The 13,987-nt window shown below is 71.3% G+C and carries 11 protein-coding genes; 5 read left to right on the top strand and 6 right to left on the bottom strand.

Annotation, left to right across the window (positions count from 1 at the left end; translation table 11 throughout):
* Positions 1-42: 42 nt before the first annotated feature.
* Both ACYVO6_RS19795 and ACYVO6_RS19800 read right to left on the bottom strand, forming a co-directional pair.
* Complete coding sequence (locus ACYVO6_RS19795) at positions 43-921, bottom strand: universal stress protein (RefSeq protein ID WP_461062800.1); 879 nt, start codon at positions 919-921, stop codon at positions 43-45.
* 825 nt (positions 922-1,746) lie between these two features.
* Positions 1,747-2,712 (bottom strand): LysR family transcriptional regulator, encoded by a 966-nt coding sequence (locus tag ACYVO6_RS19800; RefSeq protein WP_461062802.1) that lies wholly within the window; start codon positions 2,710-2,712, stop codon positions 1,747-1,749.
* Positions 2,713-2,782: 70 nt separating this feature from the next.
* Here ACYVO6_RS19800 and ACYVO6_RS19805 point away from each other — a divergent pair, with 70 nt between their 5' ends.
* The 4 genes from ACYVO6_RS19805 (at position 2,783) to ACYVO6_RS19820 (ending at position 7,269) form a co-directional block, all read left to right on the top strand.
* Positions 2,783-3,535, top strand: a complete 753-nt coding sequence (locus tag ACYVO6_RS19805) for an SDR family oxidoreductase (protein ID WP_461062804.1) — start codon at positions 2,783-2,785, stop codon at positions 3,533-3,535.
* A 281-nt stretch (positions 3,536-3,816) separates the two neighbouring features.
* On the top strand, positions 3,817-4,314 hold the full coding sequence (locus ACYVO6_RS19810) for a DoxX family protein (protein ID WP_461062806.1): 498 nt from the start codon (positions 3,817-3,819) through the stop codon (positions 4,312-4,314).
* On the top strand, positions 4,304-5,521 hold the full coding sequence (locus ACYVO6_RS19815; RefSeq protein WP_461062808.1) for a trypsin-like peptidase domain-containing protein: 1,218 nt from the start codon (positions 4,304-4,306) through the stop codon (positions 5,519-5,521). The genes ACYVO6_RS19810 and ACYVO6_RS19815 overlap by 11 nt, the downstream gene beginning before the upstream one ends.
* A 410-nt stretch (positions 5,522-5,931) precedes the next feature.
* Entirely contained in the window at positions 5,932-7,269 is a 1,338-nt protein-coding gene (locus tag ACYVO6_RS19820; RefSeq protein WP_461062810.1) for a serine/threonine-protein kinase, read from the top strand.
* Between the two features lie 385 nt (positions 7,270-7,654).
* Here the strand turns inward: ACYVO6_RS19820 and ACYVO6_RS19825 are convergent, their stop codons facing one another.
* The 4 genes from ACYVO6_RS19825 to ACYVO6_RS19840 form a co-directional block, all read right to left on the bottom strand.
* Positions 7,655-8,674 (bottom strand): hemolysin family protein, encoded by a 1,020-nt coding sequence (locus ACYVO6_RS19825; RefSeq protein WP_461062812.1) that lies wholly within the window; start codon positions 8,672-8,674, stop codon positions 7,655-7,657.
* Positions 8,671-10,011, bottom strand: coding sequence for a hemolysin family protein (locus tag ACYVO6_RS19830; RefSeq protein ID WP_461062814.1), 1,341 nt, complete (start codon positions 10,009-10,011; stop codon positions 8,671-8,673). Before ACYVO6_RS19830 ends, ACYVO6_RS19825 begins: the two co-directional genes overlap by 4 nt.
* Positions 10,012-10,244: 233 nt before the next feature.
* Entirely contained in the window at positions 10,245-11,267 is a 1,023-nt protein-coding gene (locus tag ACYVO6_RS19835) for a hemolysin family protein (protein WP_461062816.1), read from the bottom strand.
* Positions 11,264-12,601 (bottom strand): hemolysin family protein, encoded by a 1,338-nt coding sequence (locus ACYVO6_RS19840; protein WP_461062818.1) that lies wholly within the window; start codon positions 12,599-12,601, stop codon positions 11,264-11,266. The genes ACYVO6_RS19835 and ACYVO6_RS19840 overlap by 4 nt, the downstream gene beginning before the upstream one ends.
* Positions 12,602-12,994: 393 nt before the next feature.
* Here ACYVO6_RS19840 and ACYVO6_RS19845 point away from each other — a divergent pair, with 393 nt between their 5' ends.
* Positions 12,995-13,981: a sporulation protein gene (locus tag ACYVO6_RS19845; protein WP_461062820.1), complete on the top strand. Its 987-nt coding sequence runs from the start codon at positions 12,995-12,997 to the stop codon at positions 13,979-13,981.
* Positions 13,982-13,987 lie beyond the last annotated feature (6 nt).

The following is a 13,987-nucleotide window of genomic DNA, read 5'->3' on the forward strand; positions in this document are numbered from 1 at the left end:
GGTGCTGGTAACGGGATGTCGCCACAGCCGCTGGTGAGGCGGTCAGAGGCCGGAGCGCACCACAGTGACCGGGCAGTGGGCGTGATGGAGGGCGGCCTGGCTGACCGATCCGAGGAGCAGGCCGGTGAAGCCGCCGTGCCCGCGTGCCCCGACCACCATCAGTTGGGCGTGCGCGCTTGCTTCGATCAGTGCCGGGCGGGTGCGCCCGCGGACCAGACGGGGCCGTACGGTGACGCCCGGGTACCGGTCGCGGTGCCCTGACAGGGCCTGGGCCAGCACCCGCTCCTCCTCCTGCCGGAGCCGGTCCACGTCGCCCACCAGCTCCACCGGGCGGCCCAGAGCGTGCTCGCCGTGATCGGTCCAGGTGCTCCAGGCGTGAAGCGCGACCAGGTCCGCCGCCCGAAGTGCGGCCTCCGAGAAGGCGAAGGCGATGGCGGGCTGTCCTTGTGGGGAGCCGTCGACGGCCACCAGCACCGGACCGGCCGGGTCCGGACGTCCTCTGACGACCATCACCGGGCAGCGGGCGTGCGCGCTCAGATATACGGCGGTGGAACCGGCGAGCAGCTCGGCGAGACCCTCGGAGCTTCGGTGGCCGACCACGATGAGCTGCGCCGTGCGCGACTGTGCCTGCAGGACCGTCGATGCCTCACCGGCGATCACGGCATGGGCGACGTGCAGGCCCGCGGCATGGCTCCGCGCGCGTTCGACGGCGTCCGCCACGATCCGTTCGACCGATTCGTGCAGGGCGCCGGCGGGAGGTCCCAGCGGCGACGGACCGGGCGGTGCGTGCAGGGCGGGCCACAAAAAGGCATGCACCACGCGCAGTTCCACACCTCGCAGCGACGCCTCCAGGGCTGCATCGTCCACCGCTGCCAGGGCTGAGGGTGAACCGTCCACTCCCACTACCACCGGCCCGTTCATGGCCTGCTTCTCTCATCCGGGCGCCCGCTGCCCGGCGCACGCCCCCCGGGCCACCGTCGCACATAAGCCCGGTGCACGTGGGCGCTCGCTGCCGTTCCGTCTTCTTCTCAGCGTCCTCCGGGCCCTCGCCCGGAGCTATACAGCAGCCGATGACCCGCGCTACGCCCCTGTGTGCCGTGCTTGTCCTGCGGTGCACCGCTCGGGGCGCAGACCTCTCGAGAGGCAGCACGGAGAGGGGGCTGGAAACTGCCGTACCACCGTCACGCCGACGCGGCGATCGGAGGCCCTGCCCCCGGACTCCTGGGGCAGGTGTGTCCGGGGGCCCATGAGGCCGTGCCGGCGGAGGCGTCCTGTGGGGCGAGTACGAGCCGTCCGTCGCACCGGCGACGCCCACTACGGCACCCCTGTATGCCGAGGCCGAGGGCCGGCCCAGGCCCCGCGAGGGCCGGGCCACCACGGATGCGACGCCGCCAGCGGGGCCGAACGAAGATCAACGCACCCGGCTGACCGCAGAGCACGCGCCCCTGCATGACTGACTTACCCGAAATCGGCAGGTCCGTATCCGCAGAGCCGACGGCAGCCGGTCGAAGGCCAGGCATACGACACCCCGGACTCCTACCTCGCAAATCGGCCTACCGGCGGACGACGACGGCTCGTCCTGCACCGCGGGTGTCTGGCACATGGTGTCCTGGTCATCAAGTTCGCGGTGGTGGCCATGTGGACGACCAGCAGGGTCTGGGCGATGCAGTCATGGGCGAGTCGGTTCTTCGGCACGGAGGTGTCGGCGCTATGGCCCTTGAGGAGTCCGTTGATCCCTTCGTTCTCTCAGGCGGTGGCTGAGGCGGTGGCGGCTCCTGCCGTTCGACTCGCCACGCGCTGCGGCGGGTAGAGGTCACTGGCAGCCTGGACGAATTGCGCCAGGTGGCGCGACCGCGAACCTTCGGACCAGGCGAGCGCCACGGTGTAGGGGGTGGCGTCGGTGACGGGCCGGTACGCGATGTCCGGTCTCGGATTGTCGGCGGCCAGCGCCTCGGGAATCAGCGCGACGGCCTGTCGGAGGGCCACGACCTCGAGCAGCTGGCTGGGATCGCTGACGAGCGGCCCGGGCGGGAGCACCCCGGCAACGGCCTCGCCGAGGGGGGTCCGCCCGGTGGTGCGATCGCGCCCGGACCAGTAGGCGCGCTCGGCCGGTGTGGACTGGGGCCACTGCGGCACCGGGTCGCCCTCCAGGTCGCGGCACTGCAGCGCGTCTCGCTGGGCGAGCGGGTGGTCGGCTGGCAGGGCGGCCACCCTGCTCTCGGTGGTCAACGGCTCGACGTCAAGCCCGCGTTGGTCGAAGTAGGAACTGAGCAGCGCCACGTCTGCCCGCCCGTCGCGCACCATGTCCGCCTGCTCCCGGTAGCCGCTGACCACGGTCTCGATGCGGACGGCACCGGGCAGCGCCGCGTAGGCGTCCACGATGCGTTGCAGCATTCCGGTGGCGATGCCCGGTTTCGCGGTCGCCACCAGCGTGGGCGTGGTGAGCGCGGCACGGTGGGCCCGGCGGCTGACCCCGGCGAGTACATCGAGCGCGAACCGTGCCTCGTCCAGCATGGCTTTCCCGAGATCGGTCAGCGCCACCTGGCGGGTGTCCCGGTCGAACAGGTTGGCGCCGAGGCGCCGTTCCATCTGCCGGATGGCTCTCGACAGCGGGGGCTGAGCCATGCCGAGGCGCTCGGCCGCGCGGGAGAAGTTGAGCTCCTCGGCGACCGCGACGAAGTAGCGCAGCTCACGCCCGTCAAAACTGTCCATACCTTCAGGGTATGGGCACAGAGCCAATCGGTCTTTCCACCTCGACGGCCTGCGGTGCTGGAGTGGGCGTATGGACGAACAGCGGTACAAGGGCGAAGTCGCACTGGTCACCGGTGCGAACAAGGGGATCGGGTACGAGATCGTCCGGCGGCTGGCCGCCGAGGGCATGACGGTGTACCTCGGCGCGCGGGACGCGGAACGCGGTCGGCGGGCCGAGCGGGAACTGGCCGGGCCCACGGCCGACGTGCGGTTCCTGCGCCTGGACGTGACCGACCACGCACACGTCGACGCCGCCGCGAAACACGTCGGCGAGGAGTCCGGTCGGCTCGACGTGCTGGTCAACAACGCCGGCGTCGTCACCGAATGGGGCTACCAGATCGCCGAGGTCACCGTCGAGCAGATGCGGCGCACCTACGACGTCAACGTCTTCGGCGCCGTCGCGATGATCCACGCATGCCTGCCGCTGCTACGCCGGTCGGCCCGTCCCAGAATGGTCAACCTGTCCAGCCAGCTCGGCTCGCTGCGGCTGCTCGCCGATCGGGACTCCCCGATCTCGGCGCACGGCATGCTCGCATACGGGTCCTCCAAGTGCGCGCTGAACGCGGTCACCGTGCTGTACGCGAACGCGCTGCGCGAGGAGGGGATTCTCGTCAACGCCGCGAATCCCGGGTTCGTCGCCACCGACCTCAACGACCACCGTGGCGTGCTGTCCGTCGAGGAGGGAGCCGCCGTGCCGGTCGCGCTCGCACTGCTGGGAGCCGACGGCCCGAGCGGCACCTTCCGCGGCTACGAAGGCTCCGCTGAGACGAGCGTGCCGTGGTGAACGGAGCACTCGCGGACGGGCGGGCGGGGACCGTACCCCTGAGCGAGTCCGCACCGCTGAGTCGAGCCGCCGTGCGTGACGGAGCGGAACACGGCCGGGGTAGTACCCGGGCTTGTGGAGGTCGTTGGTAAGGCGGCGCTCACGAGTCCCGCGGCACGGGCGCCGGCTCGCATGCGAGCCCAGGTGGCACCACGCCCTGCGCCACACCCGGCTCCTCGGGAGCCCGAAGCCCCATTTCCCACCGATCACCCCCTAAGGATCACAACCATTAAGGACACGTCATGAATCCACTGAATCGGCGATTTCTGAGCGACAGCGCACAACGGCTGATCTCCGACACCGGCCTGCTGATGCTGCGCATCGCGGTCGGTGCCATCTTCATCGCGCACGGCTGGGGCGACGCATCCCAGGAGGGCGGAGCCGGCGCGAACACCGCGAACTACCGGGACGCGGGCATCCCCTTGCCGGAGCTGAGCGCCTGGTTCGGCGCCTACATGCAGCTTGTCGGCGGGGTACTGGTCATCCTCGGCGTGTTCACCCGGCTGGTAAGTGCGGGTCTGGCCGTGGTGATGGCCGGGGCGCTGATCTTCGTCCATCCGGGTGAGTCCCTGGTGATGGGCCAGGACGGCAGCGGTTCCGGGTTCGCGCTCATCATGCTCGCCGCCTCGCTCGCCCTGCTGGGGACCGGCGCCGGCCGATTCGGTGCCGACTGGGTGTTCACCAACAGGCGGGCCCCCTCCGGTCGTTCGACCCGCATCGGACAGCCCAGTGACGCGTAGGCCGGCCGCGGTGCTCGCGGTTGCCGTACTCCTGACGGTGGCCGCGTGCACCGGCGGCGACCCCGCCGCGGACACCAACGTCACCGAGCGAGGCGCCGGAGCGCAGAGCGGTGGCAGCCTGCTGGCCTCGCTGCGGAACGGCGGACTCACGATCGTCATCAGGCACGCCACCACCGATCAGTCGCAACCGGACGATGCCACCGTCGACCTGAACGACTGTGCCACACAACGCAACCTGTCCGCCGAGGGACGTTCCGACGCCCGAGCGATCGGCACAGCCGTCCGCCGGTTGGACATACCGGTCGGCGAGGTGTGGGCCAGCCCCTACTGCCGCAGCAGGGACACCGCCGAGTTGGCCTTCGGCCGGTTCGAGGTGGTGAACGGTCTCGAACGGCTGTACCCCGAGCGGGACGAGCAGGCCGACCGGCGCCTGAACCAGCTCATCAGGGAGCAAGCGCCCCGCCCGGACGAACCGAACCTGGTCATCGCCTCTCACGGGGTCTATCCGAGTGTGCTGGCCCCCGCGGTCCCGATCGGCGAGGGCGAGGCAGCCGTCTACGCCCGGGCGGGTAACGGGTTCGAACTGGTCGACCGGATCGAACCGGGAGAGTGGGCTGAACTCGGCTCGGGCGCGGACGAACTCGGCCCGGCCGCGGCGCGAGTGCCAGCCAGCGTGGTGTCGCTGGAGGGACCGGGCGGTACCGGATCCGCATTTCGCGTCGCCGTGCCCGGCATCCTGGTGACCAGCGCGCGACTGGTGGAGGGCGCGCGCGAGGTCACCGTGGTACAGCCGGACGGCAGGCGACTCACGGCGCGGGTACTCGGCCACGAGCCCCGTGTCGACATCGCCGCGTTGCGGGTCGATGACGACTCCGGTCTGCCGCCGCTGCACTCCGGTTCCGGGCTGTCCGAGGCGCGCAGCGGGGACCGGGCGTTCGCGATCGGCGCCTCGGGGGCGGTGGCCGCCGGCTCCCTCCGCGCGCTCGACGAGCCGGTGACGACGGACGGTGGCGGTGAGCTCGAGGTGATTCGCGTCGATGCCGACGTGCCCCGGACGGCTGTGGGCGGGCCACTGGTCAACGAAGGCGGCTACGTGCTCGGCTTGCTCACCACGGCGACCTCCGCGGACGGTGTCGTCGCAGTCCCGGTCGATGTCGCGCGGAGCGCGGCCTTGGAGATCGTGCGCGACGGCGACGCGAGGAACTGACCAGCGCGAGTTCGGCTGCTCATCCTCCGACGCCGCCCGGCCAAGTCCTGGGCGCCTGCGCGACGGCGCGCTCCCGCGCCGGTCAGACAGGGCTGGCGTACGAGGGCATCGCCCACCTGGGGGGCGACTTTCTCCTGAGCGCGGCCACCGGCGCCGCACAGTTGATCGGGACTCTCTGCCGGTGTCCCTCCTGGCCTCCTGGGCCGTCTCACGTGGGGTCTTGGACACGTGAGGATTCCGCGGGCGGGCCCTTGCGCCGGTCGGCCCGGTGGCCGGTACGTGATCGTGGCCGATCGCCCTCCTCGCGCCAGTAGGCTGGGGCCGCTGCGGCACCCCCACCATCACCCGTCCCGGGTGGCGTCTTGGCCTGCGGCGATCGAGTCGTCTCACGGCATGAGGATGAAGTACACGTGCTGATAGCGGGCCGGTATCGGCTGCGCACCGCCATCGGGCGGGGCGCGATGGGAGAGGTCTGGCAGGCGTACGACGAGACGCTGGACAGACCGGTCGCCGTCAAGCTCCTGCTCGCCCAGGACACCGACCCCACCGCCGTCTCCCGGTTCCGTCTGGAGGCCCAGACGGCGGGGCGGCTGAGCGACCCGCACGTGGTCGGCGTCCTCGACTTCGGCGAGCATGAGGGCCGCTTGTTCCTGGTGATGGAGCTGGTCGCGGGCGACAGCCTCGCCCGCGTGCTGTCCGGCACCGGAGCGCTGCCCGCCGAGCAAGTGGCGCAGATAGCGGCGCAGACGGCCGCCGGGCTCGCCGTCGCGCACCAACAGGGCATCGTGCACCGGGACATCAAGCCCGGCAACCTGCTCCTCGACGCCGACGGGACCGTCAAGATCGGCGACTTCGGCATCGCCCAGTTCATGGACGACCCGGCCGCCGCGCTCACCGCGACCGGGCAGATCGTCGGGACCAGCCTCTATCTCGCCCCCGAACGCGCCCTGGGCAAGCCCGCGGGACCGGCGTCCGACGTGTACTCCCTGGGCTGCGTGCTCTACCAACTCCTCACCGGGCGCCCGCCGTTCCAGGCCGACACTGCGATCGCGGTCCTCCACCAGCACCTCGACGCCTCCCCCGTACCGCCGCGGCAGCACGGCGCCGTGCTGCCACCCGCCTTCGAGAACTACCTGCTCGGCCTCCTCGCCAAGCAACCCGAGGACCGGCCCACCGCGCGCCAGGTGGCCGACTGGTTCGCCGACGGCGCCTGGCGAGGACACCCCGAACCGCTCCCGGCCGCGGCGCCCACCCCCCAGTCGCAGGGCTCGCGCACCCCCGCCCAGGAGACGATCGCTCGGTCCGGGACAGGCCGGCACATCCCGGAGGCCGGCCCCACAACCACGTACGCCTTCCCCTCCGCCGTCGGACCCAGCGCCCCGGCGCATCGGACGCGCCGCCGGCAGCGGGCGGGCATCCGCGCGTACGTGGCACATCGGCCAAGAGCGGTGAGCGTCATCGCCGCAGCAGTGCTCTTCGTTGCGGCGGTACTGGCCGGCATGGCGTGGTTCGCACCCGACCGCAGCTCGGCGGAGCCCCCTCGAACGGACCCGGCCCGCACCACGAGCCCTTCCCCCGCCGCCTCGGCGCCGAGCACCTCCCCTGCCGACACTGGTCCGACCGACCAGGTGGAGCCTGAGGACACCGCGGACGACGACCGCGAGGACAGCGAGGACGACGAGGAGCAGCAGGACACGAAAAAAGGGAAGGACCAGGACAAGGGGGACGCTGGGCGCGACAAGGACTGACCCTGCGTCACAGCACCGCCGTCCTCAGCAACTGATACGGAGCTCGTTCGGGACTCCTGGCGGCCATCAAGAAGCACTGAACGGCCCCTCGCCGTCACGGGGATGAGGCGGAAAGGGGCCGACGCGCGCAGCGCGTGTCCACATTGTGACAGTAAGCGAACGCCCACGGCACCACGCCTTGTCAGCACGTTCCGGCTCCGTCACGCCGGCGTCACCGCCACGCCCGGACCTCCTGAAGCGACCGGCTCCCGCGGCCGGGAGCATGGGAGCACAGCAGCCCCACAGCTACCGATCCGAACCGCCGAGCCAGGCCAAATTGCCCGCTTCATTCCCGAAGCGAGCAAACGACATCGGTCCGCACCGGAGCAGGGACCCGAGGCCCTCCTTACCTCGTCTGTGGGTCCAGGAGGCGGGCCAGCAGGTCGTCGAGGGTGACCAGGCCGGTGAGCCGTCCGCTGTCGTCGCCGACGACGGCGAGGGAGGCGCGGTGCCGACGCAGTTGCTCGATGGCGTGGCCGACGGTGTCCTGTGCGGCCAGTTCCGGCACCGGGCGGGCGAGTTCGCGAGCAGTGGCCGCCCTGCCCCGGGAGCGGGCGATCAGCGCGTCGCGGGTGTGGACGGAGCCGACGACCAGCGGGCCGTCGCGGACCAGCAGGCGGCTGCGGTCGTGCGCGGCCGCGGTGGCGAGGATGTCGTCGACGCCCGCCTCCACTGGCACCGATGTGATCCGTTCCGCGGGCACCTGGAGGTCGCCGACCGGAGACTGCGGCTCGGTGAGCGAGCTGGTGATCAGCTCGGAGTCGTCCTTGCTGATCAGGCCGAGCCGTTCGGATTCGGCGACCAGGTGGGTGAGTTGCTCACGGTTGTGGACCGAGGTGAGCTCGTCGCGCGGGGTGACCCGGCACAGCCGCACGAGGGCGTTGCTCACCTTGTTGAGCAGCGAGATGAGGGGGCGTACGAGCTTGACCAGGCCCCGGAAGGGCGGGGTGAGCAGCATCGCGGAACGCTCGGGGTGGGCGATCGCCCAGGACTTGGGGGCCATCTCGCCGACCACCATGTGCAGGAAGACCACGATGATCATCGCGGCGGCGAACGCGATGCCGTAGCTGAGCGAGGCGGGCAGGCCCAGCTTCTCCAGCAGCGGGTCGAGTTCGTGGGAGATCGCGGGCTTGGAGAGCGAGCCCAGGCCCAGCGTGCAGACGGTGATGCCGAGCTGTGCGCCGGCGAGCATGAGCGACAGCTCCCGCATTCCGGCGAGTGCCGCCCTGGCGCCGCGCTGCCCCTCGGCCGCGGCCTTCTCCATGCGGTGCCGCTTGGAGGCGACCAGGGCGAATTCGGCGGCGACGAAGAACCCGCTGCCGATCAGCAGCAGCACGGTGACGAAGAGCGCCATCGGGAAACTCATGCCTGCTCCTCCTCACGGCTCTTCGCGAGCTGCCGCAGCCGGACGCGCTCGGGGACATGGCGGTCGAGCGTGCGTACGTCGATGACCGCGCGGCGGCCGTCGGCTAGTTCGACGGTGACGCGGTCGCCGACGGCCGGGAAGCGGCCGAGCCGGTCGACGATCAGGCCAGCCACGGTGTCGTAGTCGTCTTCCTCGGGCAGTTCGATGCCGGTGGCCTCGGCGACCTCGTCCAGGCGGCGGCCCGCGTCCACGAGCCAGCCGTCCCCGTCGGGCAGGGCGATTTCCACGACCTGGTCGGATTCGTCGGCGATGTCGCCGACCAGTTCCTCGGCGATGTCCTCGTAGGTGACGATGCCGGCCACGCCGCCGTGTTCGTCCAGCACGACGGCGAACTCGTCGTCGCGCTCGCGCATCCGGTCCACGGCGTCCGGTAGTCGCAGCGTGTCCGGCAGCAGCAGCGGCATCCGGGCGAGGTCACCGGCCATCGCGGCCTGGGCGCCGTCGAAGCGGTCCGCGGGCAGGCGCGTCAGCTCGCGTACGCCGATCACGCCGGTGACGTTGTCGGGGTGGTCGTCGAGGACGGGGTAGGTGGAGTGGCCGTGCTTGGCGATCAGCTCCACCGTGGTGGCTGCGGAGGCGTCCTTGCGTACGAAGGCCACGTCCGCGCGCGGCACCATCACCTCGTCCAGCGTCCGCTCGTTGAACTCCAGTGCGTGGTCGAGGAGTTCGGCAGTGCGTGGGGGCAGCTCGCCCTGCTCGTGGGACTCGCCGATGAGATGGCTGAGCTCCTCCAGGGTGGCGCCGTGGTGCAGCTCCTCCACCGGTTCGATACTGACCTTGCGCAGCAGCTTGTTCGCCGCGCTGTCGAAGAGATGTACGACCGGGCCCACGGCCTTCAGATAGGCGAGGGTGGAGGCGGCCAGCGACTTGGCCAGCCGGTCCGGCACGGCGAGCGCGAGGTTCTTCGGCGCCAGCTCTCCGATCACCATCTGCAGCACGGTCGCCAGGACGAAGGCCAGGACGACCGAGACGCCGGAGATGGCGCCGTCGGGGATGCCGATGCCCGGCAGGACGGGCTTGAGCAGCGCGGACACCGACGGCTCCGCGAGGAAGCCGACGACCAGGCCGGTGACGGTGATGCCCAGCTGGGCGCCGGACAGCATGAACGACAGCCGCCCCAGCACCTTCACGGCACGGGCCGCGCGCCTGTCGCCCGCTTCGGCCTCGCGTGCGAGGGCGAGCCGGTCGGCAGCGACGTAGGCGAATTCCTGGGCGACGAAGTAGCCGGTGCCAACGGTCAGGACAAGGACGGCCAGCAGGCCCAGTGCGGCACTCACTGAACACCACCCCGCTGTGTGCCGCGATCACGCTTTTGGTGGCGGGGTGGTCGGGGACTGTGCCCCGAAGGGTCCGTCGGTCTGGCGGACACGTGCTTGCTCCTTGGGTTGATGTGCAGTGGGTAAACGATGGTGGCTGACTCCGCGTTCCCGGTCGCCGCCCGCCGCGTCTGCCCTTCAGCTGGAGGTGAGCCTGGCCGTCCTGGGCGGAGGCGCGCAGGACGGCCGGGCGGTCACGCGGCGGCCGGGGTCGGGCCGACCAGCTCCGTCAGCACGTCCTCCATGGTGACGAAGCCGAGCACGGTGCCCGTCTCGCCGGTGACCGCGGCCAGGTGACTGCCATCGGCCCGCAACGCGGTGAGGGTGTCGTCCAGCGGGGTGTCGATACGGACCCGGGTGACGGGGTGCAGGCCGCCGCGTGGGAAAGGCTGGTCCCGGTCGGCGATGCCGAGGGTGTCCTTGATGTGGAGGTAGCCGAGCAGGGCCTTGTCCGGGCCGGTGACCGGGAAGCGGGAGAAGCCCGCCCGGGCGGCCGTCCGCTCCAGCTCGGCCGGGGTGATCGCGTGGTCGACGGTGTGCATCCGCTGGGCCGGGACCAGGATCTCGCCGACCGGGCGGGTCCCCAGCTCCAGGGCATCGCGCAGCCGCTCGCCGTCTTCCGGTGAGAGCAGCCCGGCCTGGCTGGAGTCGAGCACCATGCGGGCGAGCTGGTCGTCGGTGAAGACGGCCTCCACCTCGTCCTTCGGTTCGACTTTCAAGAGCTTCAGCAGGGCGTTGGCGAAGGCGTTGATGCCGAAGACGAACGGCTTCAGCGCCCGGGTGAGGGCGACCAGCGGCGGGCCGAGCAGCAGCGCGGTCGGCGCGGGCGCGGCGAGCGCGATGTTCTTGGGGACCATCTCGCCGATCAGCATGTGCAGGTACGTCGCCACGGTGAGCGCGATGACGAAGGCGATCGGGTGGACGAGGGCGTGCGGGATGTGGGCCGCCTCGAAGGCGGGCTCCAGCAGGTGCGCGACGGCGGGTTCGGCGACCGCGCCGAGCACCAGCGAGGAGACGGTGATGCCGAGCTGGGCGGTGGCCATCATCGCGGAGATGTGCTCCAGGCCCCACAGAGTCATCCGGGCGCGCTTGTTGCCCTCCTGGGCGCGCGGTTCGATCTGACTGCGGCGCACGGAGATCAGGGCGAACTCCGCGCCGACGAAGAACGCGTTGGTCAGGAGCGTCAGGGCGCCGATGGCCAGTTGCAGAACGGTCATCGGGCGGCCTCCTGCCGGTCCTGACGGGGCACCTGGACCGGCGCCGTGATGCGCACGCGGTCGGCGCGGTGGTGGTCGATGTCGAGGACGTCGAGGCGCCAGCCGTCCAGGTCGAGCACGTCGCCCTTGGCCGGGATCCGGGCGAGCCGGGTGGCGACCAGGCCGGCCACCGTCTCGTACGGGCCTTCGGGCGCGGCCAGTCCTATCTCGGTCAGCTGGTCGATGCGGACGCTGCCGTCCGCCTCCCAGGCCGCGCGGCCGTCCTCGGCGGCGGGGGCGGGCAGCAGGTCGGGGATCTCGATCGGGTCGTGCTCGTCGCGGACCTCGCCGACGACCTCCTCGACGATGTCCTCCACCGTGGCCACGCCCGCCGTGCCGCCGTACTCGTCGATGACCACGGCCATGGTGCGACTCGCCCGCATCCGTTCCAGCAGCCGGTCGGCGGGCAGGCTGTCGGGCACCAGTAGCGGGGCGGTGGCCAGCTCGGTGACCGGCGTGACGGCCCGCTTGGCGGGCTCCAGGGCCAGCACGTCACGGATGTGGACGGTGCCGATGACCTCGTCCAGGCTGTCGCGGTAGACCGGGAAGCGGGACAGACCCGTCGCATGGGTCAGATTGGCGGCGTCGGCGGCCGTCGCGTGCGCTTCGAGGGCGCGGACGTCGACGCGCGGGGTCATCACGTTCTCCGCGGTCAGCTCGCCCAGGTGGAGGGTGCGCACGAACAGCTCGGCGGAGTCCGTCTCCAGCGCGCCCTCGGCGGCCGAGTGCTGGGCCAGCGCGACGAGTTCCTCGGGGCCGCGGGCGGAGGCCAGCTCCTCGGCGGGCTCCAGGCCGAAGCGGCGCACGAAGCGGTTCGCGGTGTTGTTGAGGTGGCGGATGAACGGGCCGAACGCTGCCGTGAATCCGCGCTGCGGTCCCGCGACCACCTTGGCGACGGCCAGCGGCCGGGAGATCGCCCAGTTCTTCGGCACCAGCTCGCCGACCACCATCAGCACCACGGTGGAGACGACCACGCCCAGCACGGTCGCCACGGACGAGGCGGCACCGCCCAGGCCGATCGCCTTCAGCGGGCCGCGCAGCAGCGCCGCGAGGGACGGCTCGGCGAGCATGCCGATCACCAGGGAGGTGACGGTGATGCCCAGCTGGGCGCCGGAGAGCTGGAGCGTCAGGTGGCGTACGGCCTTCAGCGCGCCGTCGGCACCGCGCTCGCCCGCCTCGGCGGCCCGCTCCAGGTCACCACGCTCGACGGTGGTCAGCGAGAACTCGGCCGCCACGAACAGCGCGCAGGCCAGCGTGAGCAACAGGGCGAGCAGGAGCAGCAGGATCTCGGTCACCGTGCCACCCCCGATCCCTCACGCACATGCGGCGGGCGGGTCATGGCACGGCTGGTACTGGGAGGCTCACCCATTGCGGGACGTCGCTCCTTCTCGGCTCGGAGGGTCGGGCAGACCCTCGGGGGTCGGGAGGGCTGACACACCCTCCGGGCCATCGTAAAAGACGGGCAAAGCTTCCTGGTCAAGTCCGTTGCCGACCTGACGGGCGACTTTTTTCGGACTTTCCCGCCGCAGGCCGCGGGAAACGGCCTGGACCGGCCCCGAGAACCCTATGCTTCTACTCGCCTGTAGAGGGAGAACGTGAGGACATTCCCGGTTGTTCCCGGGCACCCGCACGCTTCTCCTTGCCCTTCGTCAAGAGACATACACGCACATGAAGGAGTGGACGCCGCGATGGTGTTCAAACGGCTGCTCGGTTCGCTCGGTGTGGGCGGGCCCCCGGTGGACACGGTCCTCGACCCGGGCGCGGCCCTGCCCGGCGGCTCGCTCTCGGGCCAGGTCCATCTCAAGGGCGGCGACGCCGACTTCGAGATCGAGCACATCACCCTGGAACTGGTGGCGCGGGTCGAGGCCGAGCACGAGGACGGGGAGAGCGAAGGCGCGGTCACCTTCGACCGGTTCACCGTTGGCGGCGGCTTCCGGCTCGGCGCAGGCGAGGAGCGCAGCGTTCCCTTCACGGTGACGCTGCCCTGGGAGACCCCGATCACCGAGCTGTACGGGCAACCGCTGGGCATCGCGCTCGGCGTGCGCACCGAACTGGCCGTGGCCGGCGCGAAGGACAAGGGCGACCTCGACCAGCTCACCGTGCGCCCACTACCCGTACAGGAGGCGATCCTCGAAGCCCTCGGCCAGCTCGGCTTCGGCTTCCGGTCCGCCGATCTGGAGTACGGGCGCATCGGCGGTACGGGGCAGCAACTGCCCTTCTACCAGGAGATCGAGCTCACCCCGGCGCCGCAGCATGCGCACCAGGTGAACGAGATCGAGCTGACCTTCCTCGCCGCGCCGGGCGGCATGGAGGTCGTCCTGGAGGCGGACAAACGCGGCGGCCTCTTCTCCTCCGGCCACGACGCCGTCACCCGCTTCACGGTCGGACACCACGATGTCGAGCACCGGGACTGGAACACCGAAGTCGACGGCTGGATCCGGCAGTTGGTCGAGCACCGGGCCTCGTACGGCTCGCACGCCGCGTACGGCCACGGCGGCCACCACGGGCACGGCGAGCACCACCACGACGGCCACCGCTCCGGCCCCGGCATGGGCACCGCCGTCGCCGCGGGCGCGGCCGGGCTCGCGGTCGGTGTCGCCGGCGGCATGGTCGCGGCCGAAGTCGTCGACGAGGTCGGCGACTTCTTCGAGGGCGACGAGGAAGAGGAAGAGTGACCGGGA

The sequence above is a fragment of the Streptomyces pseudoechinosporeus genome, assembly GCF_054783935.1.